Annotated in this window: 17 protein-coding genes and 2 pseudogenes; 8 read left to right on the top strand and 11 right to left on the bottom strand. The window is 72.4% G+C overall.

The annotated features are described in order from the left end of the window. Window positions 1–332: 332 nt before the first annotated feature. The 7 genes from D6270_RS10545 to D6270_RS10515 all read right to left on the bottom strand — a co-directional run bounded on the left by D6270_RS10545 (window position 333) and on the right by D6270_RS10515 (window position 8,304). Window positions 333–1,331, bottom strand: coding sequence for an N-acetylglucosamine kinase (locus D6270_RS10545; RefSeq protein ID WP_109165648.1), 999 nt, complete (start codon window positions 1,329–1,331; stop codon window positions 333–335). Beyond that, window positions 1,322–2,587, bottom strand: coding sequence for a 6-phospho-beta-glucosidase (locus D6270_RS10540; protein WP_109165649.1), 1,266 nt, complete (start codon window positions 2,585–2,587; stop codon window positions 1,322–1,324). Before D6270_RS10540 ends, D6270_RS10545 begins: the two co-directional genes overlap by 10 nt. A gap of 2 nt (window positions 2,588–2,589) precedes the next feature. Next, window positions 2,590–3,492: a carbohydrate ABC transporter permease gene (locus D6270_RS10535; protein WP_109165650.1), complete on the bottom strand. Its 903-nt coding sequence runs from the start codon at window positions 3,490–3,492 to the stop codon at window positions 2,590–2,592. Between the two features lie 3 nt (window positions 3,493–3,495). Continuing rightward, complete coding sequence (locus D6270_RS10530) at window positions 3,496–4,437, bottom strand: carbohydrate ABC transporter permease (protein WP_109165651.1); 942 nt, start codon at window positions 4,435–4,437, stop codon at window positions 3,496–3,498. Window positions 4,438–4,443: 6 nt separating this feature from the next. Beyond that, window positions 4,444–5,775 (bottom strand): ABC transporter substrate-binding protein, encoded by a 1,332-nt coding sequence (locus D6270_RS10525; RefSeq protein ID WP_109165652.1) that lies wholly within the window; start codon window positions 5,773–5,775, stop codon window positions 4,444–4,446. Between the two features lie 60 nt (window positions 5,776–5,835). Then, on the bottom strand, window positions 5,836–7,041 hold the full coding sequence (locus tag D6270_RS10520; protein ID WP_109165653.1) for an ROK family transcriptional regulator: 1,206 nt from the start codon (window positions 7,039–7,041) through the stop codon (window positions 5,836–5,838). Between the two features lie 195 nt (window positions 7,042–7,236). Next, entirely contained in the window at window positions 7,237–8,304 is a 1,068-nt protein-coding gene (locus D6270_RS10515) for a mechanosensitive ion channel family protein (protein ID WP_109165654.1), read from the bottom strand. Window positions 8,305–8,618: 314 nt separating this feature from the next. On the opposite strand from D6270_RS10515, the gene D6270_RS10510 reads away from it, so the two are divergent. Beyond that, the gene (locus tag D6270_RS10510; protein WP_031122726.1) at window positions 8,619–9,155 is read left to right on the top strand and encodes an HNH endonuclease; all 537 of its coding nucleotides are present in this window, start codon (window positions 8,619–8,621) and stop codon (window positions 9,153–9,155) included. A gap of 89 nt (window positions 9,156–9,244) precedes the next feature. On the opposite strand, the gene D6270_RS10505 is transcribed toward D6270_RS10510, so the two are convergent. Then, window positions 9,245–12,229, bottom strand: coding sequence for a glycoside hydrolase family 84 protein (locus D6270_RS10505; protein WP_109165655.1), 2,985 nt, complete (start codon window positions 12,227–12,229; stop codon window positions 9,245–9,247). A gap of 326 nt (window positions 12,230–12,555) precedes the next feature. On the opposite strand from D6270_RS10505, the gene D6270_RS10500 reads away from it, so the two are divergent. The 5 genes and pseudogenes from D6270_RS10500 (at window position 12,556) to alc (ending at window position 17,529) form a co-directional block, all read left to right on the top strand. After that, window positions 12,556–12,867, top strand: a complete 312-nt coding sequence (locus D6270_RS10500; RefSeq protein ID WP_109165656.1) for a hypothetical protein — start codon at window positions 12,556–12,558, stop codon at window positions 12,865–12,867. Beyond that, the gene (gene malQ / locus D6270_RS10495; protein WP_109165657.1) at window positions 12,868–15,027 is read left to right on the top strand and encodes a 4-alpha-glucanotransferase; all 2,160 of its coding nucleotides are present in this window, start codon (window positions 12,868–12,870) and stop codon (window positions 15,025–15,027) included. Between the two features lie 20 nt (window positions 15,028–15,047). Further along, window positions 15,048–15,278: a hypothetical protein gene (locus D6270_RS10490; RefSeq protein WP_109165658.1), complete on the top strand. Its 231-nt coding sequence runs from the start codon at window positions 15,048–15,050 to the stop codon at window positions 15,276–15,278. Window positions 15,279–15,399: 121 nt separating this feature from the next. Continuing rightward, window positions 15,400–16,311: a LysR family transcriptional regulator gene (locus tag D6270_RS10485; RefSeq protein ID WP_109165659.1), complete on the top strand. Its 912-nt coding sequence runs from the start codon at window positions 15,400–15,402 to the stop codon at window positions 16,309–16,311. Window positions 16,312–16,375: 64 nt separating this feature from the next. Beyond that, window positions 16,376–17,529, top strand: a pseudogene (alc, locus tag D6270_RS10480) (allantoicase). A gap of 74 nt (window positions 17,530–17,603) precedes the next feature. Here the strand turns inward: alc and D6270_RS10475 are convergent. Then, a complete protein-coding gene (locus tag D6270_RS10475) occupies window positions 17,604–18,134 on the bottom strand; it encodes a hypothetical protein (RefSeq protein WP_109165661.1) in 531 nt (176 codons plus the stop codon). Window positions 18,135–18,295: 161 nt separating this feature from the next. On the opposite strand from D6270_RS10475, the gene D6270_RS10470 reads away from it, so the two are divergent. Beyond that, window positions 18,296–18,763, top strand: a complete 468-nt coding sequence (locus tag D6270_RS10470) for a hypothetical protein (RefSeq protein WP_109165662.1) — start codon at window positions 18,296–18,298, stop codon at window positions 18,761–18,763. 61 nt (window positions 18,764–18,824) lie between these two features. Here D6270_RS10470 and pepN read toward each other — a convergent pair. Then, window positions 18,825–21,400, bottom strand: a pseudogene (gene pepN / locus D6270_RS10465) (aminopeptidase N). A 124-nt stretch (window positions 21,401–21,524) separates the two neighbouring features. Here pepN and D6270_RS10460 point away from each other — a divergent pair. Beyond that, window positions 21,525–22,097: a DUF1203 domain-containing protein gene (locus D6270_RS10460; RefSeq protein WP_202418328.1), complete on the top strand. Its 573-nt coding sequence runs from the start codon at window positions 21,525–21,527 to the stop codon at window positions 22,095–22,097. Between the two features lie 94 nt (window positions 22,098–22,191). Here D6270_RS10460 and D6270_RS10455 read toward each other — a convergent pair whose 3' ends face one another. Continuing rightward, complete coding sequence (locus D6270_RS10455) at window positions 22,192–23,220, bottom strand: aspartate-semialdehyde dehydrogenase (protein WP_109165664.1); 1,029 nt, start codon at window positions 23,218–23,220, stop codon at window positions 22,192–22,194. Window positions 23,221–23,226 lie beyond the last annotated feature (6 nt).

Below are 23,226 nucleotides of genomic sequence, written 5' to 3'. Positions count from 1 at the left end.
GACGGGCACGCACATCACGAACGCCTGGATCCCGAACCGGTCAACGCATTCGATCAGGGCGGACGCGGCCGATCAAGGCGATCGGAGCAACGTGCCCTGAAACATCCCCATAAGCGAAGCGGCACTCCCACCTGCCCCTTCGCACCGCTCCGGATCCGTCCCGAGCCTCCCCGACCGTCCAGCCGTCCCCACGCGTTCCGGACTCCCCATCAGGTACACGTGTGGGGCGCCCGATCGGTTCCCCCGCCCTCCCGCGTTCCCCCGAACGGGGGGGGGGTGCCCCGCCGCGTTGAACGCGACAGGACACCCCCCCGTCCGGGCCTTCCGGGAGATCAGGCGTACTGCGCCCGCAGCCGCCGGTGGACCTCCGGCGCCGCTCCCGTGACGTCCAGGCCCAGCAGCGCCGCCCCCAGCACCGGCGGCTCGGACACCACCCGAACCTCGGCCTTCGGGGCCCGTACCGTCAGCAGTTCGGCGATCCGGTCGTTCAGCTGCGGATGGCGCGCGGCCAGCACGCTGCCGCCCAGCAGCACCGGAGCCTTCTCCTCCAGCAGCCCGAGCCGGGTGAGCGCCACCGACGCCATCGACACCACCTCCTCGGCCAGCCGCTCCACCAGCGCGACCGCCACCGGGTCCCCGGCGGCCGCCGTGGCGAACAGCACCGGCGTCAGCTCGTGCCGCCGGGTCAGCGGCACCGCGCCCCGGTGCAGGGCCTCGATCAGCGCGTACATGGAGTCGAGGCCGAAGTGGTCCGGCAGCGCGCGGGCCAGCTCGGTCGGCTCACCGCGCCCGTCCTCGGCGCGGGCGGCGAACCACAGCGCCTCCTCCGCCAGCCCCGCACCGCCGCCCCAGTCACCGGATATCCGCCCGAGCGCGGGGAAGCGGGCGGTCCGCCCGTCGGGCACCATGCCCACGCAGTTGATCCCGGCCCCGCAGACCACCGCGACGCCCCGGGGCTCGTCCACCCCCGCGCGCAGGATCGCGAAGGTGTCGTTCCGCACCTGGACCGAGGTGCCCCAGCCGCGGGCCTCCAGCGCCCGCGCCAGCTCGGCCTCCTCGACCGGCAGATCGGCGTTGGCGAGACAGGCGGATATATGCCCGAACGAGCCGGGTGCGGACGGCAGTTCCACGCCCGCCGGGTCCGGCAGTGCGGCCACCGCCCGTTCCAGGACCGACCCCAGGACGTCGATCGCGGAGTCGACGCCCACCAGCGGTGGCTGGAAGCCCCCGCCCCGGGCGGTGGCAAGGACCGTGCCCTCCGCACCGATCAACGCCACATCGGTCTTGCTGTTGCCCGCGTCGATGGCGACGACCGAGACGCTCACGCCCACGCGAGGTGCTCCCGGTTGTGCGCGATCAGCCGGTCGGTGAGCTGCTCGGCGTACTCGTACTGGCCGATCAGCGGGTGGGAGAGCAGCGCCTTGAAGACCCGGTCCCGGCCACCGCGCAGCGCGGCTTCCAGGGCGAGGTCCTCGTACGCCGTGACGTGGGCGATCAGACCGGCGTACAGCGGGTCCAGCGCCGGGACGGCCAGCGGGGTCGCACCGTCGTGGCCGACCCGCGCCTGCACCTCGATGACCGCGTCGTCCGGGAGGAACGGCAGCGTCCCCTTGTTGTACGTGTTCACCACCTGGACCGGCGAGCCCCCGCCGCCCAGCAGGGAGGCCGCGAGGTCCACCGCCGCCTCCGAGTAGAACGCGCCGCCGCGCTTGGCGAGCAGCTCGGGCTTCGTATCCAGCGCCGGGTCGCCGTACATCGCCAGCAGCTCCTTCTCCATCGCCGCGACCTCGGCGGCCCGGGACGGCTTGGTGCCGAGCTCCCGTACGACCTCGTCATGGGCGTAGAAGTAGCGCAGGTAGTACGAGGGGACGACGCCGAGCCGGTCCACGATCTGACGGGGCATGTGCAGGTCGTCGGCGATCGCGTCGCCGTGCTCGGCGAGCAGCCTCGGCAGCACGTTCTCGCCGTCCGGGCCGCCCAGGCGCACGCCCAGCTCCCAGGTGAGGTGGTTGAGCCCCACATGGTCCAGGTGGACCTCGGAGGGGTTCACGTCCAGCAGCCGGGCGAACTTGCGCTGGAAGCCGATCGCCACGTTGCACAGGCCGACCGCCTTGTGCCCGGCCTGGAGCAGGGCCCGGGTGACGATGCCGACCGGGTTGGTGAAGTCGATGATCCAGGCGTCCGGGTTGGTGCGGCGCACCCGCTCGGCGATGTCCAGGACGACCGGCACGGTCCGCAGCGCCTTGGCGAGGCCGCCGGCGCCGGTGGTCTCCTGGCCAACGCAGCCGCACTCCAGCGGCCACGTCTCGTCCTGGTTCCGCGCGGCCTGTCCGCCGACGCGCAGCTGGAGGAGGACCGCGTCGGCGCCGGCCACACCCGCGTCCAGGTCGGTGGTCGTGGTGATCTTCCCGGCGTGGTCCTGCTTGGCGAAGATCCGCCGCGCCAGGCCGCCGACCAGCTCCAGCCGGTCGGCCGCCGGGTCGACGAGCACCAGCTCCTCGACCGGCAGCGTGTCCCGCAACCGGGCGAAGCCGTCGATCAGTTCAGGGGTGTAGGTGGACCCGCCACCAACTACTGCGAGCTTCATTGTCAGCCCTTTACTCCGGTGAGTGTGACGCCCTCGACAAATGCCTTCTGAGCGAAGAAGAAGACGGCGATCACGGGGGCCATGACCAGAACGGTCGCGGCCATGGTCAGGTTCCAGTCGGTGTGGTGCGCGCCCTTGAAGGATTCCAGGCCGTAACTGAGCGTCCAGGCGGCCGGGTTCTCGGAGGCGTAGATCTGTGGTCCGAAGTAGTCGTTCCAGGCGGCGAAGAACTGGAAGAGGGCGATGGCCGCGATGCCGGGCTTGGCCATCGGCAGGACGACCTTGATCAGCGTGCGGAACTCACCGCACCCGTCCACCTTGGCCGCGTCCAGGTACTCGTTCGGGATGGTCAGAAGGAACTGCCGCAGCAGGAAGATGGAGAACGCGTCACCGAAGGCCATCGGGATGATCAGCGGCCACAGGGTGCCGGAGAGGTCCATCTGCTTCGCCCAGAACAGGTACATGGGGATGATGACGACCTGCGGCGGCAGCATCATCATCGAGATGACGAGCATCAGGGACAGCTTGCGGCCCCGGAAGCGGAACTTCGCCAGCGCGTACGCCACGGGGATGGACGACACGACGGTGAGTACGGTGCCGAGTCCCGCGTACAAGAGGGTGTTGCGCCACCAAGTAAGGAAGCCGGGGGTGTTGAAGACGCGTTCGTAGTTGCCCCACTCCCAGGTGTTGGGGGTGAGGTCGCGGGTGAGCGCCTGCTGGTCGTTCATCAGCGAGGTCAGCACCACGAAGACGAACGGCAGCACGAAGAAGAGCGCGGCGGCGATCCCGAGTGAGTGGACGGCGATCCAGTGCAGCAGCGCCTTACGGCGTGCGGTGCGCGCGGCCGGCGTGCGCGGGGCCTTCGCCGGGGAGGCGGGGGCGGGCTTGTCGAGGAGTTGGGGCATGGCTCAGTCACCGGCCTGGATCAGGTTGTTGCGGCCCCGCATGAGCAGCGCGGTGAAGGCCATGGCCAGGGCGAACAGGATGAGGGCGACGACACAGGCGGCGCCGTAGTCGAAGCGCTGGAAGCCGAGGTTGTAGACGAGCTGGGGAAGGGTGAGTGTCGACTTGTCGGGATAGCCGGGTTCGAAGGACTGTCCTGAGCCGCCGATGACGCCGGAGGCGACCTTTCCGGCCACCAGCGGCTGGGTGTAGTACTGCATCGCCTGGATGACGCCCGTCACCACGGCGAACAGCACGATCGGCGCGATGTTCGGCAGGGTCACGAAGCGGAACTTCTGCCAGGCGGAGGCGCCGTCCAGCTCGGCCGCCTCGTACTGCTCGGTCGGCACGTCCAGCAGCGAGGCCATGAAGATGACCATCAGGTCCCCGATGCCCCAGACCGCGAGCATGGTGAGGGCAGGCTTGGACCAGGCGGCGTCGTTGAACCAGCCGGGCGTCGGCAGCCCCAGATCGCCGAGGATCGCGTTGACCGGGCCGGTGCCCGGGTTGAGCAGGAAGACGAAGGCGAGCGTCGCGGCGACGGGCGGGGCCAGGTACGGGAGGTAGAACAGCGTCCGGAAGACGCCCGTCCCCGTCTTGATCTTGGTGATCAGCAGCCCGATCCCTAGCCCGAAGACGACCCGGCAGGTGACCATGACGACCACCAGCCAGAGCGTGTTCCACAGCGACGGCCAGAACATCGGGTAGTCGCGGAAGACGTACGTCCAGTTCGTCAGCCCGTTGAAGACCGGCGCCCCGAACCCGTCGTACTCCGTGAAGGAGAAGTAGACCGTCGAGACCATCGGGTACGCGAAGAAGACCGAGAACCCGATCAGCCACGGCGACATGAAGGCCGCGTTCCGCAGCGCCGACCGGCGGCGCTTGGAGCGGAGGGTGTGCGTCGTCATCGTCGGCTACTTGGCCTTGGCGATGTCGGTGTCGATCTGCTTCGCGGTCTTCTCCAGACCGGCCTGGAGGTCCTTCACCGCGCCCTTCTCGTACTGGTAGCCGAAGTCCTGGAGGGTCTGCTGGTACGTGGAGCCGTTGACGGCCCCGTCAGGCGTGCTGGACTTCGGGTGCTGGGCGATGTCCAGGAAGGTCTTGAAGCGCGGGTCGAACTTCAGGTCGGGCGACTTCAGCGCCTCGAAGGTGGAGGGCACGTTGCGGATGCCGTTGGCGAAGTTGACGACCGCCTCCGTGTCGCTGGTCATGTACTTCACCAGCTCCCACGCGGCGTTCTGCTTCTTGCCGGCCGGGGCGATGCCCACGATCGTGCCCGAGAGGAAGCCCTTGCCGTAGCTGTCCGCCTCGTCGTCGGCGACGGGCATCGGCGCGACGCCGATCTCGAAGCCGGCCCCGGCGTCCTCGGCCATCCCGAGCCGCCACTCGCCGTCCAGCTGCATGGCCACCTGGCCGGTGTGGAAGGGGTGCTTGGCGCCCCACTCGTCACCGAAGGTGCCGCGGTACTTCTCCAGCTTCGCGTAGCCGCCGAGGTCCTCCACGAGCTTCTTCTGGTACGTGAACATCTCCGCGAACGCCGGGTCCTTGGCGATGTTCGACTTGCCGTTCTCGTCGAAGTACCTGTGGTCCCACGAGGAGAGGTAGTGGTCGGCGACGGTCTCGTAACCGTGGAAGTTCGGCATGAAGCCGAGCTGCTGGTAGCTGTCGCCCTTCTCCACCGTCAGCTTCTCGGCGACGCTCGCCAGCTCGGACATCGTCTTCGGCGGGGCGGTGATCCCGGCCTTCTTGAAGGCGTCCTTGTTGTAGTAGAGGCCGTACGCGTCCGTGAGCAGCGGCAGGGCGCACCGCTTGCCCTCGAACTGGGTGTAGTCGAGGAGGACCTTGGGGAACGTCTTCTCCAGGTCCAGGTCCGACTTCTCGATGAACGGCCCGAGGTCGGCGAAGGCGCCCGACGAGCAGAACTTGCCGACGTTGGCGGTGGTGAAGGAGGAGACGACGTCCGGCCCGTTCGAACCACCCGCGCGCAGCGCCTGGTTGAGCTTGTCGTCGTTGATGTTGCCGGAGACCTTCACCGTGATGTTCGGGTGGGCCTTCTCGAACCGGTCGATGTTGTCCTGGACGGCCTTGACCTCGGCGGGCGAGCTCCAGCCGTGCCAGAAGTTGATCGTGGTCCTCGCCTTCGGGTCGTCGGTGGCTCCGGCCTCGGACTGACCGGTACACGCGGTGGCGAGAACCGATATCGCGGCGACGGCGACAGCGGTGGTGGTGAGACGGCTTGTGCGCATGACAGAGCTCCCAGGGGCGGGGAAGAGAGGCAGACGGCAGGGACGGGTACGGGGGTCGGTTCAGCGCGAGGTGTCGAACACTTCGTCGCGGGTGTCGGCGAGCGCCCTCTCCAGGGCGCCGCGCAGCACGGGGGTGCGGTCGATCTCGCCGACGACCAGCCGGGGCCGGGAGGCGGCGAGTTCGGCCAGCTCGGACTGGATCAGGGAGCGCAGGACCTCGCCGCCGGAGGCGAGCGCGCCGCCGGAGAGCACGATGACGCCGGGGTCCAGGACGGCGGTGACGGAGGCGAGACCGGTGGCGAGCCGGTGGGCGTACTGGCCGAGCAGCTCGGTCAGCGCCTCGTCCTGCTCGTACGCCGCGGCCGCCCGCTCCAGCAGGATGGCGGCGGCCTTGGCGTGCGGCTGCTGCGGGGGGTCGATGCCGAGCGCCTTGGCGATCCGGGGCACCGCCTGGGCGCCCGCCAGCTCCTGGAAGCCGCCGCTGTTGGCCTTGACGACCTGGCGTACGAGGGGGGTGCCGGGCACCGGCAGGAAGCCGACCTCGCCCGCGCCGCCGGTGAAGCCGCGGTGCAGGCGCCCGTTGATGACGAGGGCGGCGCCGAGGCCCTCCTCGTTCCACAGCAGCACGAAGTCCTCGTGGCCGCGGGCCGCACCGAGGCGCTGCTCGGCCACGGCGACCAGGTTGACGTCGTTCTCGTACTCCACCGGCATCGGCAGGAAGGCGGCCAGCTCGTCCAGGAGCGTGGGGGAGTGCCAGCCGGGCAGGTGCGAGGCGTACCGCAGCCGCCCGGTGCTCGGGTCGAAGGCGCCCGGGGTGCCGATCACGACCCGGTGGATGTCGGCGCGGGTCAGCCCGGCCTCCTTCACCGCCCCGTCCAACGCGTTGGCGACCTGCCGCACCACGCTGTCGGCGCGCCGCCCGGGCGTCGCCAGCTCGAACTGCCCGACGCTCGCCCCGGTCACATCGGCGACGGCGGCGATGATGCGCCGCTCGTTCACATCGAGTCCGGCGACGTGGGCGGCGCGCGCGTTCACGGTGTAGAGCTGCGCGTTGGGCCCGGGCCGCCCCTCACTGGTGCCGGTGGCGACGACCAGCCCGGCCGCCTCCAGCCGGGCGAGGAGCTGGGAGGCGGTGGGCTTGGAGAGACCGGTCAGCTTGCCGATCCGGGTGCGGGAGAGGGGCCCGTGCTCCAGCAGCAGATCGAGGGCGGCCCGGTCGTTCATGGCCCGCAGCACCCGGGGGGTGCCCGGTGTGGTTCCCGTCATCGTGGATGCCCCACCCTCGTCGACTCTGTTAGGAAAGTTTCCTAATCTGGGAGGACGGTAAGACGCAGGTCACCGGGGCGTCAATGGGGGACGTCTGTCCGGAAATGAAAGCGTTACCTCGGGCGCCGGGGCACGCGGACGCCCCCGGCCGCCTTCCTGGGTTCCAGGGGCGGCCGGGGGCGTCGCGGCACGGGCCTACTTGTTCAGGTTGGTCTGCGGCGGTATCGGCGTCGCCGCCATCGACTGCGGGGAGGTGGCCGACGCGTACGCCGAGGGGGCCGCCATCGCCGCCGTCGGGTCCGCCGTGGACTCGCCCTCCGCCTGGAGCGGCACCGCGCCGATCATGCGGATGCCCGCGTCGTCCAGCGCCTGCTTGATGCGCCAGCGCAGCTCGCGCTCCACGCCCACCGACTTGCCCGGCATCGTCTTCGCGGTGACCCGGAGCGTCATGGAGTCCAGCAGGACCGCGTCCAGGCCGAGCACCTCCACCGGGCCCCACAGCCGCTCCGACCAGGGCTCGTCCTTCGCCATGGCCTCGGCGGCGGTGGAGATCGCCTCGCGGACGTGCTCCAGGCTCTCCGTCGGGCGGACCGTGACGTCGACGCCGGCGGTGGACCAGCCCTGGCTGAGGTTGCCGATCCGCTTGACCTCGCCGTTGCGGACGTACCAGATCTCGCCGTTGTCGCCGCGCAGCTTGGTGACCCGCAGGCCGACCTCGATGACCTCACCGGAGGCCACCCCCGCGTCGATCGTGTCCCCGACCCCGTACTGGTCCTCCAGGATCATGAAGACGCCGGAGAGGAAGTCTGTGACCAGGTTGCGGGCGCCGAAACCGAGCGCGACACCGGCGACGCCGGCAGAAGCGAGGAGTGGCGCCAGGTTGATCTTGAAGGCGCCCAGCACCATCAGCGCGGCCGTTCCCATGATCATGAAGGAGGCCACCGACCGCAGGACCGAGCCGATCGCCTCCGAGCGCTGACGTCGGCGCTCCGCGTTCACCAGGAGGCCGCCCAGCGCCGTGCCCTCCACCGCCTGGGCGCTGCGGTTCATCCGGTCGATCAGATTGGTCAGAGCGCGGCGGATCAGATAGCGCAGCGTGACCGCGATAGCCACGATCAGCAGGATCCGCAGACCGGTGCTCAGCCAGGTGGACCAGTTCTCCTCGACCCACCCCGCGGCGTTCCCGGCCTGCTCGGCGGCTTCCTCAAGCGAGCCGCCCGGCTCGGGTGACGGCGCTGCGGCCAAGAGGACGGACAGGTGCACGGCGGGGACCTCCAGAAGGACGACGGTTGACCGATAACACTAACGAAGCCGGGGGAGCGGTTCGTTGCCGTCCTCGGGGAGAGACAGGTCTCACCGGGGAAAGGCGTGCTGTGGCCGATCGCACAGTGCGCGCGGCCGCCCTGGTGAGGCACCGCTCCGGAGCCGGGCCGGCGCCCGCCGTGGCGGAGGGTGAGAAAAATCCTCCCGGCCCGTTACCCCTACGTGGTGGCGCTTCGACCAGGCATGAGGAGAGACTGAGATCGGATCGTCCCGGCGCGAGCCACGCGCCGCCGGCGTACAAGGAGGCATCCACCGTGCCGCACGTCCTGGTTCTCAACGCGTCGTACGAGCCGCTCGGCGTCGTACCGCTCCGCCGCGCGCTCGTCCTCGTCCTCGAGAACAAGGCCATCTGCCTCGAGGAGACCGGCGCCTTCCTGCACAGTGCCACCCGTGCCGTGCCCGCGCCCAGCGTGGTCCGGCTCAAGCGCTTCGTGCGGGTCCCCTACCGGGGGCCCGTTCCCCTGACGCGCCGGGCGCTGTTCGCCCGGGACGGGGGGCGCTGCATGTACTGCGGGGCCGCCGCGACCAGCGTCGACCACGTGATCCCGCGCAGCCGCGGTGGACAGCACGCGTGGGACAACGTGGTGGCGGCCTGCCGCCGCTGCAACCACGTCAAGGCCGACCGTCATCTCCCCGAGCTCGGCTGGCGGCTGCGCCACCAGCCCGCCCCGCCGACCGGCCTGGCCTGGCGGATCATCGGGACCGGACACCGCGACCCGCGCTGGCTGCCGTACTTGCAACCGTTCGGCGCGGACGACGTGATGGCCCGGATCGACGGCGTCTCCGCCTGAGACCGGGCCTTCGTCGTCCCCCGGCCGGGCCTGCGGTACGGGTCGCCCCGCGACCGGGTACGCCAGGGCGCGACCGCGTACGCCGGAGGTCACTCGGCGACGGCGTACGCCTCCACCGACCACAGCGAGTAGCCGTACTGCGTCGCCCGGGCGTCGCCCTGCACCCGGATGAACCGCGTGTCCTTCGCGTCCATCCGCACCGACTCGCGCCCGCCCCGGCCCTCCCGGACGGTCGCCGCGGTGCGCCAGGTGCGGCCGTCGGCGGAGACCTGTATGCGGTAGCCGGTGGCGTACGCGTCCTGCCAGGACAGCACCACCTGCCCCAGCCGCACCGGCTGCTCCAGCTCGGTCTGCCACCACGCGCCGTCCTCCACCGGCGAGGACCACCGGGTCTCCGGGTCGCCGTCCGAGGCGGCGGAGGCCGGGAAGTCCGGGGTCTCGTCGCCCGAGGACGAGGCCTTGGCCGTACGTGCCAGATCCGGGCCGCCCGTACGCGGGAAGGCCCGCACGGTCAGCGTGGACTCCTGGCCGCCGAAGGTCAGCGGCACCTCGTACTCACCCGCCGGGGTGTCCGCCGGAACGGTGATGTCCACCGGCACCTCGGTGTGCGATCCGCGCGGCACCGTCGTCTGCTTCGGGACCCGCACCTCGATGCCCTTGGGGGCCTTCGCGGTCAGCGCGCCCTTCACCTCGGCCGGACGCCGCCCGGCCAGCCGCGCCGCGACCCGCTGCGGCTCGCCGCCGATCTCCGCGTCCGTCTCGCCGTGCGCCAGGTCGAGGGTGGCGGCGGGCTCGTCGCCGAACCACGGCACCAGGGCGCGCAGCCGCGGGGTGCCCGCCGGGATCGCGGGGGCCGAGGGCAGGCTGGGGCTCAGGTACGACGGGGGCGTGGTCCGGGCCTCCTCGGGGACCGTGACCCGTACGGCATCGGCGCGCAGCCCCTTCGCGGCGGTCTGGGTCCAGCCGGTCGGGGACAGCTGCCCCAGCGCCCGCCAGCCCTCGCCCGGAACGTGGGCCTCCACGACCGCGCCGGTCAGGGCGGGTCCCGGCTCGGCGAGCGCCGTCACGGCCTCCACCGGGCGGGCCCGGTCCAGCCGGACCGTGTAGCTGTGGGTGTCCTTGGTCACCCGGCCACCGGTCCGGTCGACCCCGTTCCAGCCGTCGGCGGCCTTCTCGGCCCGGTCCAGGAAGGGGTCCAGCACGCCCTTGCCGACCGTGGCCCGGCCCGCGGCGATCTCCTGGCGCAGCGGCTCCAGCGCCAGCTGGGCCCGCCAGGCGGCCGCCCCGTCGCCTGCCGCCTGGGCCTGGAGCAGGTCCACGGCGATCTCCCCCGCGTGGCCGTAGCGGGCCAGCTGCTCGGTCCAGGGGCGCACCTCTTCGGCCAGGCGCCCCTCGGCGGGGGTGGCGAGCCGGTCGGGGGCCTGCCGCATCACGGTGAAGGCCGCCCGCAGCTCGCGCGCCGCCCGCTCACGTACCGGGGCGGCGGCCGCCCGGGACTGCCAGAACGCGGCGAACAGGGGTTGCAGATAGGCGGACTCCTCCGAGCCGAGCACCGAGTCCGCGCTGTTGCCCGCCAGCGCCCGCAGCGCCTCCCGGGCCCCCGTGTCACCGCCCGCCAGATCGTCGATCGCCGCCTGCCAGGACTCGTCCGCGCGGTAACCCTTCGGGTTCCAGGCGAAGTCGGCCGCGGTGAACAGCGGAATGCGCGAGGCGGACGCCTGCTCCATCGCGTTGGCCAGCAGCGCCGCCGAACCGCTCGCCACCGCCGGGTCGCGGCCGGTGTACGGGCCGAGGAAGATCCGGTCCTGGGCGTAGTCGTTGACCGGGTAGTTGTCCATGGTCACCAGCGGGTGGCGGAACGCGGCGCGCGCCCCGGCCAGCTCACCGCCGGTGATCTTCTTCGGTACGACCCCGACGCCCGTCCAGGCCACCTGCACCCGGTCGTCCAGCTCGGCGGCGAGCGCCGTGCGGTAGTCGGTGGCCCCGTCCTGGTAGAACTCCGTCGGCAGCACCGAGAGCGGGGCCGCGCCCGGATGGCGCTCCTCCAGGTGGCCGGCGACCGCCCCGGCCACCTTCGCCTGGGCACGGGCCGCAGCCTTGGGGCCGTTGCCGAACGTCTCGGCGTCCAGGTCGCAGTGCCACTCGCTGTAGCTGACGTCCTGGAACTGGAGCTGGAAGACCCGCACGCCCAGCGCCCACATCGCGTCGATCTTCTTGGTCAGCGCCCGGACGTCCTGGTCGGAGGCCATGCACATGGCCTGCCCGGGCGAGACGGCCCAGCCGAGCGTCACATGCTCGGCCTCGGCCTTCCGCGCCAGCGCCCGGAACTCGGTCCGCTTCTGGGCCGGGTACGGCTCCCGCCAGCGGGCCAGCCGGTAGGGGTCGTCGCCCGCCGCGTAGAGGTAGCGGTTCTGCTTGGTGCGGCCCATGAAGGCGAGCTGCGCCAGCCGCTCCTCCTGGGTCCAGGGCTGTCCGTAGAACCCCTCGGCCATGCCGCGTACGGCGCTGCCCGGCCAGTCCCGCACCATGACCCCGGCCACGGCGCCGCCGCTCACCAGCTGCCGCAGCGTCTGGACCGCGTGGAACAGGCCGTCCTCGCCGAGCCCGTCCAGGGCCACGGTGGCGCGGCCGGCGACCTGGCCGGACGCGATCCGGTAGCCGCCTGCGGGCAGATCGGCGCGGTCGGGTGCGCGCAGCGCCCGCAGCGCCTCCCCGGCGCCCGGGCCGCCGATCCGGACCAGGGGCCCGCGGCCGGGCAGGCTCTCGTGCAGGGCCGTGACACCGGCCGCGCGCAGCAGGGAGCGCAGCTCCTCCACGGCGTACGGATCGGCGCCCGGCTCGGCGACGACGGTGGCTTCGGTACCGAGCGGCAGGGCCGGGCCGGTGGCCTTGATGCTCTGCGGCCGGGGCCAGACGGCGGGCGGCTGTGCGCTGTCGGCGCGGTCGGGCGCGGTGGCGGGGGGTTTGCCCGGGTCGGCGGGGGCGGCGGTCGCGGCCGGTGCGAAGGGGCTCAGCAGCCCGCCGATCACAGCGACGGCAATGGCCGTGGCCTGCTTCCTGCGCCCGATCCGCACGTCGCGCTCCCTCGAAAGGCCTGAGTGGGGTCCGAGCCCACCACCCGTGCGCGAGGGTGTCAATGCGCATGGCTGTTCTGCCGGATTTGCCGGGAATGGTGACGCCTTCGCGCCTGGTGGGGCGGGTGTGGCTGACGGGAGTGGCTGAAAACAGTCCATGCCTGCCGTACGGGGGAACGGAATGTGACCCACGGCACGTTGGGCTCGTTGTCTCAACATGTACGCCGTCATGACGGCGTACATGACGGGTAGGTCACGTCCAGGTCTGGGCATGCGAGGTCTGGGTAGGCCCTCAAGGTCCTGTTCTCCACGGCCAGGAGGCCACCATGCCCGCATCCGCGCAGCTTCTGCTCTCCGCCCTCTCCAAACAGGTACCCGCCCAAGCCGATCCCGCACCGCTCACCAGCGGACTTCCCCTCGCCGATGTCGCCTTCCTGATCAGCGGGCCGCCGCTCGCCGATATCCCGCTCCAGCTCGGCGAATCGTCCTTCGCCGAGGCCGCACCGCTGACCAGCGAGCCCCCGCTCGCCGATGCCACCCCGCTCACGAGCGAGCCTCCGCTCGCCGCCGTCGCCCCTCTGACCAGCGAGCCGACCGCACCCGGCACCGCAGGGGGCATGGAGTTTCCAGGAGTCTGAATGGGCTTGTCCCGGCTCGCCGCACTGCACGGTGTCGCCACCTCCTACTCCCCGTCCCCGGATGTCACGGTGTCCGTCCCCGACGACACGGTGATCGCCGTGCTCGCCGCGCTGGGCGTGGACGCCGGCACTCCGGAGGATGTACGGAGGTCACTCGTCGCCGCGGAGTCCCGCTCGCGCCTGCTGCCGCCCACCGTGGTGGTCTGGGCCGGTGAGCCGCTGCCGCCCGCGCTGACCGCGCTGCCGGCCGGCTCGACCGTCACGGTCGAGCCGGAGCCGGCGGGCGGGCCCCCCGCGCCCGCCACCTCCTGGAAGGTCCCGGAGGCCGCCTCGTCCCTGAGGGCCCCGGGGGCCGCGGACGGCGCCTCGGGGACGGCCGGGCCCCCGCCCGGCTGGAGCCGCCCCCCGTACGGCGTCCACCGCGTCCACGTCCGTACGCCCGACCACCACGAGGCCACCGCCACCCTCGTCGTCGCCCCGGCCCGGGTCCCGCAGCCGCCCGAGCGCACCCACGGCTTCCTGGTCCAGCTCTACTCCCTGCTCTCGGCCCGCTCCTGGGGCATGGGCGACCTCGGCGACCTGGCCGACCTCGCCGCCTGGGCCGGGCGCACCCTCGGCTCCGGGTTCGTCCAGGTCAACCCGTTGCACGCGGCCGTGCCCGGGAAGCCCACCGACCCCTCCCCGTACCGGCCCTCCTCGCGCCGCTTCCCCGACCCCGTGCACCTGCACGTCGAGTCGATCCCGGAGTACGGGCACGTCCGCGACCGCACCACCCTGGAGGACCTCCACCAGGACGCCGCCGCCCTCAGCGAGGCCGTGCTCAACAAGGGCGCCCTGATCGACCGGGACGCCGTCTGGGAGCTCAAGCGGCAGGCCCTGGAGCTGATCGCCGAGGTGCCCCTCACGCCCGGCCGCCGCGCCGCCTACTGCGACTTCCTCGCCGAGCAGGGCCAGGCCCTGGAGGACCACGCCCTGTGGTGCGCGCTCGCCGAGGTGCACGGGCCCGACTGGCACAGCTGGCCCGAGCCCCTGCGCGACCCCCGCTCCCCGGGGACCGCCCGCGCCCGCTCCGAGCTGCTGGACCGGGTCGACCTCCACTGTCGCCTCGCCTGGCTGACCGCCACCCAGCTCGCCGACGCCCAGCGGGCCGCCGAGGACGCCGGGATGGAGGTCGGGATCGTCCACGACCTGGCCGTCGGTGTACACCCGGCGGGCGCCGACACCTGGGCCCGGCAGGACGCCTTCGCCCACGGCATGTCCGTCGGCGCGCCCCCGGACGCCTTCAACGCGCGCGGCCAGGACTGGGGCCTGCCGCCCTGGCGCCCCGACGCCCTCGCCGCCACCGGTTACGCCGCCTTCCGGGGCCTGCTGCGCGGCCTGCTGGCCCATGCGGGCGCCCTGCGCATCGATCACGTCATGGGCCTCTTCCGGCTCTGGTGGGTGCCGCAGGGCCACCCGCCCACCGACGGCACGTATGTCGCGTACGACGCCGAGGCGATGCTCGCCGTCCTCGTCCTGGAGGCCCACCGCGCCGGTGCCGTCGTCGTCGGCGAGGACCTCGGCACGGTGGAGCCCGGCGTCCGCGAGGCGCTCGCCCGGCGCGGGGTGCTCGGCACCTCCGTGCTCTGGTTCGAGCGCGACTGGGACGGCGACGGCCGACCGCTGGCCCCCGAGCAGTGGCGCCGCGACTGCCTCGCCACCGCCACCACCCACGATCTGCCCTCCACCGCCGCCCGGCTGAGCGGCGACCATGTGACGCTCCGCCACCGTCTCGGCCTGCTCACCCGTCCCCTGGAGGAGGAGCTCACCGAGGACGTCACCGGTACGGCGGAGTGGCTGGCCCTCCTCGCCCGGCTGCGGATGCTCCCCGAGGGCGACGGCGACGAGGAGGCGGCCGTCCGCGCGGTCCACCGCTTCCTGCTCGCCACCCCCGCCCGGATGACCGGCGTCTGGCTCCCCGACACCGTGGGCGACCGCCGCCCGCAGAACCTCCCCGGCACCTGGGACCAGTACCCCAACTGGCGGCTGCCCATCGCCGATCCGGAGGGCCACCCCGTCACCCTGGAGGAGATCGCCGCCTCGCCCCGGCTGCACGGCCTGATGGAGGTCCTGCGGCCCGCGAAGGCCCGTACGGCACCCCCGGGCGAGCGCCCCGCCTAGCCGTTCGCTACGTTTGCACCGTGGACAAGAAGAACGCTATGCGCGCCGGCGTCGTTGCGACCGGGACGACGCTGATGATGCTGCTCATGTCGGCCCCGGCTCTCGCGCTCACCCGCGACGACGGTGACGACCCGGGTCCGGGCCTCAGCGCGATGGAGACCATCGGCCTCTACGTCTTGGCGCCCATCGTCATCTTCCTGGCGATCACGGCCCTGGTCATGGTCCTGGACAAGTCCAAGAAGCAGGTCTGACCCGCACCCGTACAAAGGATGCGCCGCCGGTAGGAGCTACCGCGCGGCGCATCCGCGTGTCCGGCGCCGGACGGCACGGAGGGCTCGGCCGGCTCGGACGGCGCCCCGGTAGGTTGCGGCCATGACCGAGTGGGACGTCAAGAAGCTCCGCATCCTGCGCACCCTGCGCGACCGGGGCACCGTGACGGCGACCGCCGAGGCGCTCCTGATGACCCCCTCGGCCGTCTCCCAGCAGCTCACCAACCTGGCCAGGCAGCTCGGCGTGGAGCTGTTGGAGCCGCAGGGCCGCCGGGTCCGTCTCACCGACGCCGCCCACCTCGTCCTGCGCCACGCCGAGGCGGTCTTCGCCCAGCTGGAACGGGCGGACGCCGAACTCACCGGCTATCTGCGCGGCGAGGCGGGCGAGGTGAGGGTCGGCGCGTTCTCCACCGCCGTGCCCGCCCTCGTCGTCCCCGCCGTGCGGCTGCTGCGCGCCGATGACCGCCCGGGACCCGACGTACGCGTACGGGAGGCGGAGGCGGCCCAGGCGTACGAGCTGCTCACCGCGGGCGAGGTGGATCTGGCGCTCTCGCTGGCCGCCCACGCCCCGACCGCCCGCGACCCCCGTTTCTCTCTCTTCCCGCTGCTGGCCGACCCGCTGGACGTGGCGCTCCCGGCCGCCCACCCGCTGGCCGGCGCGCCCGCGCTGCGCCTCGCCGACCTGGCCGCCGACCGCTGGATCTTCGGTGGCTCGGGCCCCTGGTCCGAGATCACCACGGCCGCCTGCGAGGCGGCGGGCTTCGTCCCCGAGCAGGCCCACAGCGCCGCCGGCTGGACCGCGATCCTGGCCCTGGTCGAGGCGGGCATGGGCATCGCGCTCGTCCCCCGGATGGCCTCCCGGGAGCAGCGGCGCGAGGGCGTGGTGATGCGGGTCCTGGAGGCGGACCAGCCGCGCCGCCACGTGGTGGCGGCGGTCCGGCACGGTGCGGAGACGGGCCCGGCGGTGGCCCGGGTGCTCAAGGCGCTCACGGACATCGCCGCATCGTTCAGCTGAGCTGAACAGTATCTACGAGAACTTTCGATGGACCTGATGGGTCCGTCGGCGCGAAGGTAGGGCCATGACCTTCGACGCGAGTGAGACCACATTCCAGAACCCCGACACCGACCCCCACGCCAATGACGCCGCGCCCTACGGCGGCGGCGACCCCTACGCCGACTACCGCGAGGCGGGCGACCTCCCCTTCACCGAGCTGGTCGACCTCGCCGACCGCCGCCTCGGCGCCGGAGTGATCGCCGCCAACGACGAGTTCTTCGCCCAGCGCGAGAACCTCCTCCTGCGTGAGCGCGCCGCCTTCGACCCCGAGCACTTCGGCCACAAGGGCAAGATCATGGACGGCTGGGAGACCCGCCGCCGCCGTGGCGCCGACGCCGGGAACCCCTTCCCCGCCCCCGAGGACCACGACTGGGCGATCGTCCGCCTCGGCGCCCCCGGCATCGTGCGCGGCCTGATCGTGGACACCGCCCACTTCCGGGGCAACTACCCCAGCGCGTATCCGTGCAGGCCACCGCCGTCGAAGGCGCCCCGAGCCCCGAGGAGCTGCTCGCCGACGACGTGAAGTGGGAGGAGATCCTTCCGCCCACCCCCGTACGGGGCCACGCGGCCAACGCCTTCGAGATCACCGGCGGCCGCCGCTACACCCACCTCCGGCTCTGCCAGCACCCCGACGGCGGCATAGCCCGCCTCCGGGTCCACGGCGAGGTCGTCCCCGACCCGGCCTGGATCGCCGCGCTCGGCACCGTCGACCTGATCTCGGTCCTCAACGGCGGTACGTACGAGGACGCCTCCGACCGCTTCTACTCCTCGCCGACCCAGATCATCCTGCCGGGCACCTCCCGCAAGATGGACGACGGCTGGGAGAACCGCCGCCGCCGGGTCCGCGACACCAACGACTGGGTCCGCTTCCGCCTCCCCGCCCAGGGCGCCGTGCGCGCGGTCGAGATCGACACCGCCTACCTCAAGGGCAACTCCGCCGGCTGGATCGCCCTCCAGGGCCGCAACGGCGACACCGGCGAGTGGTTCGAGATCATCCCGCGCACCCGCCTCCAGCCCGACACCCCGCACCGCTTCGTGCTCCGCGCCCAGGCCGTCGTCACCCATGTCCGCCTCGACGCCTTCCCCGACGGCGGGGTGGCCCGGATGCGGCTGCACGGCGGCTTCACGGAGTCCGGCACGGCCGAGCTCACCCGCCGCTACGAGGAGTCCGCCGCGTAGCCCTTTGCCACCGCCCGGCGGACGGCTGCGCTCCGGCGCCCGCCCGCCGGGCGGTCTCCAACGGGGCCGGCGGCTCAGGCGGCGTACGCGGAGAGCCGCAGCGTCCGGGCCAGCACCCGCCAGGTGCCCCAGGCGAACGCGCTGTTCACCCCGTTGCAGAACACCTCGCCCGTGCAGTCGGTGGGCCGGTCCTGCCAGGCGCGGACGGTCAGGGTGTGGAAGCCGAGCGTCCGCGAGAACGCGAACCGGATGTGCAGGCCCCGGCCCAGCTGGTGGCCCGGCAGGGTGTTGATCTGGAAGAAGTCGTTCCCGATGTACTCGACCTCCACCGGGTTGCCGCCCAGCAGCTCGCAGCGCGCGCCCGCCCGGATCCGGCCCGCGCAGCCGCCGCTCACCGGGAAGAGCCAGAAGTGGTCGGTCAGCTGGGCCCGGACCGCGTGTGGGCTGGTGAAGGGGTGCAGACCGAGGCTGTACCCGTAGGTATAGAGGCCGTAGCAGCCCGCCGGGCCCGCGCGGCACTCGCTACGGGGCTCCGCGGCGGCCGGGCCCGTCAGCAGCCCCGCGCACAGGGCCAGCGCGACCGGGACAGCGGCGAAGCCCGGCATCGACCCTCCCGTGACCTGCGACCGAAGCATCCTGCGACGACCCTTCGGACCGTAGGTCACGGGAGCCCCCACCGCGCGCGGACACCTGCCGCAGGCGTGGCCCCGGCGGGCGCTACCCTGCACGGGACCGGAACCGACCGCACACCACCCGGGGGAGCCAGATGGCGGAGGCGCTGCTGTGTGCCGGACTGGATCCGGACGATCCGGACTGCACCACGCTCGTCGTGGTCGTCACGGAGGAGGAGGGCCACCAGGAGAGGGCCGTGGCCGGGCTCGTCCCGTACGGCTACGAGGGGGACGGCTGCCTCTACCTGGTGCGGACCGACGGCTGGGCCGAACGGCGACTGGAGGGCCGGCAGCTCACCGTGGACATCGTCGCGTACCCCGCCCTGCTCGACGGGCCGGAGGGCGGCGCCGAACGGTTTCCCGAGCGGTCCGACGCCGATCCGGCGGCGCTGCGGCTGCTGCGCGTCCGGGCGTGCGTCGAACCCGACGCGTACGAGCGGGCCTCGGAGATCACCCTCGTCCTGACCGCGCCCGCCGGAACTCCGGCCGAGGAGGCCGTGGCCCTGGTCCGGTCCGGCGAGGACCGGCCCCTCGTCGTGGCTCCCCCGCCCGAGCGGGAGTGAACGCCGAGGGGGCGCCCCCGCCGCCGCGGCGGAGAGGACGCCCCCAGGAGCACCGTACGGACTACGCCGTGGCCGCCGCCGCGTCCGCCGCCTGGGCCTTCAGGGCGCGCTCCACGCCCGACCGCGACTCCGACATCAGCCGGCGCAGGGCCGCGCTCGGCTCGGCCGAGGCCAGCCACGCGTCGGTGGCGTCCAGCGTCTCCTGGGAGACCTGGAAGGCCGGGAAGAGGCCCACCGCGATCTGCTGGGCCATCTCGTGGCTGCGCGAGTCCCAGACGTCCTTCACCGCGGCGAAGAACTTCTCCGTGTACGGGGCCAGCAGCTCGCGCTGGTCCGACTGGACGAAGCCGCTGATGACCGCTTCCTGGAGCGCGTTGGGCAGCTTGTCGGACTCCACGACCGAGGCCCACGCCTGAGCCTTGGCCTCCTCCGAGGGCTGCGCCGCCCGGGCCACGGCCGCGTGGCGCTCGCCCGCCGCAGTCCTGTCGCGCTCGTACTCGGCGGCGATCTCCTCCTCGTCCAGCAGCCCGACCGCCGCCAGCCGCTGTACGAACGTCCAGCGCAGCTCGGTGTCGACGGTGAGGCCCTCGATCACCTCCGAACCGTCCAGCAGCGACTGGAGCAGGTCCAGCTGCTGCGGGTTGCGGGCCGTCGCCGCGAAGGCGCGGGCCCACGCCAGCTGGTGGTCGCTGCCCGGCTCCGCCGCCCGCAGGTGCGCCAGCGTCGCGTCCGTCCACTGGTTGAGCGCGGCCTCCCGGGTCTCCGGCGCCGCGTACAGGTCCAGGGCCAGCTTCAGCTGCCGGTGCAGCGACTGGACGACGCCGATGTCCGACTCCTTGCCGATGCCCGAGAGCACCAGCGAGAGGTAGTCGCGGGTCGCCAGCTCGCCGTCGCGGGTCATGTCCCAGGCGGAGGCCCAGCACAGGGCGCGCGGCAGCGACTCGGTGAAGTCGCCCAGGTGCTCGGTGACGACCCGCAGCGACTCCTCGTCGAGGCGGACCTTCGCGTACGACAGGTCGTCGTCGTTGAGCAGGATGACCGCCGGACGGGCGGTGTTCTCCGGGAACGGCACGGTGGTGCGCTCGCCGTCGACGTCCAGCTCGATCCGGTCGGTCCGGACGAGCTTGCCGTCCGCGTCCAGGTCGTAGCAGCCGACCGCGATCCGGTGCGGGCGCAGCGTCGGCTCGCCCTTGGCGCCGGCGGGCAGCGCCGGGGCCTCCTGGAGGACGGTGAAGGAGGTGACGTGACCGTCCTCGTCGGTCTCGATCTCCGGGCGCAGGATGTTGATCCCGGCCGTCTCCAGCCACGCCTTCGACCAGGTCTTCAGGTCCCGGCCGGAGGTCTTCTCCAGCGCACCCAGCAGGTCGGAGAGGCGCGTGTTGCCGAAGGCGTGCGCCTTGAAGTACGCCTGCACACCCTGGAAGAACGCGTCCTTGCCGACGTACGCGACGAGCTGCTTGAGCACCGAGGCGCCCTTGGCGTACGTGATGCCGTCGAAGTTGACGAGGACGTCGTCCAGGTCCCGGATGTCCGCCATGATCGGGTGCGTGGAGGGCAGCTGGTCCTGCCGGTACGCCCAGGTCTTCATGGAGTTGGCGAACGTGGTCCAGGAGTGCGGCCACCGGGAACCCTCGGCGTCCGCCTGGCAGGCGATCGAGGTGTAGGTGGCGAACGACTCGTTCAGCCAGAGGTCGTTCCACCACTCCATCGTCACGAGGTCGCCGAACCACATGTGGGCCAGCTCGTGCAGGATCGTCTCGGCCCGCACCTCGTACGCCGCGTCCGTCACCTTGGAGCGGAAGACGTACTGGTCGCGGATGGTGACCGCGCCCGCGTTCTCCATCGCGCCCGCGTTGAACTCCGGCACGAAGAGCTGGTCGTACTTGGCGAACGGGTACGCGTAGTCGAACTTCTCCTGGAACCACGCGAAGCCCTGCCGGGTGACGGCGAAGATGTCCTCCGCGTCCAGGTACTCGGCGAGCGAGGGGCGGCAGTAGATGCCGAGCGGGACGGACCGGCCGTCCTGCTCGTAGCTGCTGTGCACCGAGTGGTACGGGCCGACGATGAGGGCCGTGATGTACGTGGAGATGCGCGGCGTCGGCTCGAACGCCCAGACGTCGGCCTTCGGCTCGGGCGTCGGCGAGTTCGAGATGACCGTCCAGCCGGAGGGGCCTTCACGGTGAACCGGAACGTGGCCTTCAGGTCCGGCTGCTCGAACGAGGCGAAGACACGCCGGGCGTCCGGCACCTCGAACTGGGTGTACAGATAGGCCTGCTCGTCGACCGGGTCGACGAACCGGTGCAGACCCTCACCGGTGTTGGTGTACGCGCAGTCGGCGACGACCTTCAGCTCGTTGGCGCCCTCGCGCAGCCCGGCCAGGGCGATCCGCGAGTCGCGGAACACGGCGGCGACGTCCAGCGCCTCACCGTTGAGCACGGCCTCGTGGACGGCCGGGGCGACCAGGTCGATGAAGGTCTCGGCACCGGCCTCCGCGGAGTCGAAGCGCACGGTGGTCACGGACCGGTAGGTGCCGCCCTCCTGCGCTCCGGAGAGGTCGAGATCGATCTCGTACGCGTCCACGGTCAGCAGGCGCGCCCGCTCCTGTGCCTCTTCGCGGGTCAGATTCGTGCCAGGCACGCGGTCATCTCCTAGGTGTGCGACTTGATATGCGGCGTTCCCGTCATCCTTCCACGTGCCGAGCACTCAGCGCGATGTCCGTTTTCCGCCGGACGCGGACGGCTCCGGGGGAGACGCTCGGACCATGACCGGATACGAGCGCCGCCCCAGCACAGGAAACGAGCCCCGCCCCAGCGCCGGGAACGAGCACCGACCCGTCGTGCGGTACGAGGCCCGCCCCATCGCGCCCGCCGCCCTCGCCGAGCTCCGCGTCACCGACGACGCGGGCCGCCCCTGTGCCCCGTACACGGAGACGGGCGGCGGGGCCCCCTTGCGCTGCTGCCTGCGCGGCGGCGAGCCGGGGGAGCGCATCGCCCTGGTCTCCTACGCCCCGCTGCGCCGCTGGGCGGCCGCGACCGGGGCGGCCCCGGGGGCGTACGACGAACAGGGCCCCGTCTTCATCCACGCCGAGGAGTGCGCGGGCCCGGACCCGGAGAGCCCCGGTTACCCGTTCTCGCGCCCCGGCGCACTGCGCACGGTCCGCCGCTATGACACGCGCGGGCACATCACCGGCGGCCGGCTGCTGGAGCTCCCGGCCGAGGCGGAGAAGGGCTTCGACGCCGCCTTCGACGAGGCGTTCGCGGACCCGGAGGTGGCGCTGGTGCACGTACGGGCGGTGGAGTACGGGTGCCTCCACTTCGAGGTGCGGCGGCCCTGAGGCGGGTACGCAAGGGGCGGTCACCGGACTCCGGTGACCGCCCCTTGCGTACGCGTGCGCGTAAAGGGTCCGCGTCCGCATGAAGGGCCGCGCGTCAGCCCTTCAGCTCGGCCGCCACCAGCTCCGCGATCTGGACGGCGTTCAGCGCCGCGCCCTTGCGCAGGTTGTCGTTGGAGACGAAGAGGGCGAGGCCGTTGTCCACGGTCTCGTCGACCCGGATGCGGCCCACGAAGGAGGCGTCCTTGCCCGCCGCCTGGAGCGGGGTCGGGATCTCCGAGAGCTCCACGCCCTCGGCGTCCTTCAGCAGCTCGTAGGCGCGCTCCACACCGATCGGGCGGGCGAAGCGGGCGTTGATCTGGAGCGAGTGGCCGGAGAAGACCGGGACCCGGACGCAGGTCCCGGAGACCTTCAGCTCCGGGATCTCCAGGATCTTGCGGGACTCGTTGCGGAGCTTCTGCTCCTCGTCCGTCTCGAACGAACCGTCGTCCACGATGGAGCCCGCCAGCGGCAGCACGTTGAACGCGATGGGGCGCTTGTAGACGCCGGGCTCGGGGAAGTCCACGGCCTCGCCGTCGTGGACCAGCTTCTCGGCGTCGGCGACGACCTTGGACGCCTGGCCGTGCAGCTCGGCCACGCCGGCCACCCCGGAGCCGGAGACGGCCTGGTAGGTGGCGACGGTCAGCGCTTCGAGACCGGCCTCGGCGTGCAGCGGGCGCAGCACGGGCATCGCGGCCATCGTGGTGCAGTTCGGGTTGGCGATGATCCCCTTGGGGCGGACCCGGGCCGCGTGCGGGTTGACCTCGGAGACGACGAGCGGGACCTCGGGGTCCTTGCGCCAGGCGGAGGAGTTGTCGATCACCACGGCGCCCTGGGCGGCGACCTTCTCGGCCAGCGCCTTGGAGGTCGCGCCGCCGGCGGAGAACAGCACGATGTCCAGGCCGGTGTAGTCGGCCGTGGAGGCGTCCTCGACGGTGATGGCGGAGCCCTTGAAGTCGATCGTGGAGCCCGCGGACCGGGCGGAGGCGAACAGCCGCAGCTCGTCGGCCGGGAAGTCCCGCTCGGCCAGGATCCTGAGCATGACTGTGCCGACCTGACCGGTGGCGCCGACGATTCCGACCTTCACGAGGAC

Origin of the sequence: Streptomyces griseus subsp. griseus (assembly GCF_003610995.1) — a bacterium.
In the GTDB taxonomy this organism is placed as follows: domain Bacteria; phylum Actinomycetota; class Actinomycetes; order Streptomycetales; family Streptomycetaceae; genus Streptomyces.
The sequence above is the reverse complement of the archived record's forward strand: the minus strand, read 5'-3'. Positions and strand labels throughout refer to the sequence as shown.

What these genes read in the sequence shown, in the direction of transcription:
- D6270_RS10540 (WP_109165649.1), bottom strand. Translation starts at nt 2,587, where the DNA reads ATGAAGCTCGCAGTAGTTGGTGGCGGGTCCACCTACACCCCTGAACTG.
- D6270_RS10535 (WP_109165650.1), bottom strand. Translation starts at nt 3,492, where the DNA reads ATGCCCCAACTCCTCGACAAGCCCGCCCCCGCCTCCCCGGCGAAGGCC.
- D6270_RS10530 (WP_109165651.1), bottom strand. Translation starts at nt 4,437, where the DNA reads ATGACGACGCACACCCTCCGCTCCAAGCGCCGCCGGTCGGCGCTGCGG.
- D6270_RS10525 (WP_109165652.1), bottom strand. Translation starts at nt 5,775, where the DNA reads ATGCGCACAAGCCGTCTCACCACCACCGCTGTCGCCGTCGCCGCGATA.
- D6270_RS10520 (WP_109165653.1), bottom strand. Translation starts at nt 7,041, where the DNA reads ATGACGGGAACCACACCGGGCACCCCCCGGGTGCTGCGGGCCATGAAC.
- D6270_RS10500 (WP_109165656.1), top strand. Translation starts at nt 12,556, where the DNA reads ATGCCCGCATCCGCGCAGCTTCTGCTCTCCGCCCTCTCCAAACAGGTA.
- malQ (WP_109165657.1), top strand. Translation starts at nt 12,868, where the DNA reads ATGGGCTTGTCCCGGCTCGCCGCACTGCACGGTGTCGCCACCTCCTAC.
- D6270_RS10485 (WP_109165659.1), top strand. Translation starts at nt 15,400, where the DNA reads ATGACCGAGTGGGACGTCAAGAAGCTCCGCATCCTGCGCACCCTGCGC.
- D6270_RS10475 (WP_109165661.1), bottom strand. Translation starts at nt 18,134, where the DNA reads ATGCCGGGCTTCGCCGCTGTCCCGGTCGCGCTGGCCCTGTGCGCGGGG.
- D6270_RS10470 (WP_109165662.1), top strand. Translation starts at nt 18,296, where the DNA reads ATGGCGGAGGCGCTGCTGTGTGCCGGACTGGATCCGGACGATCCGGAC.
- D6270_RS10460 (WP_202418328.1), top strand. Translation starts at nt 21,525, where the DNA reads ATGACCGGATACGAGCGCCGCCCCAGCACAGGAAACGAGCCCCGCCCC.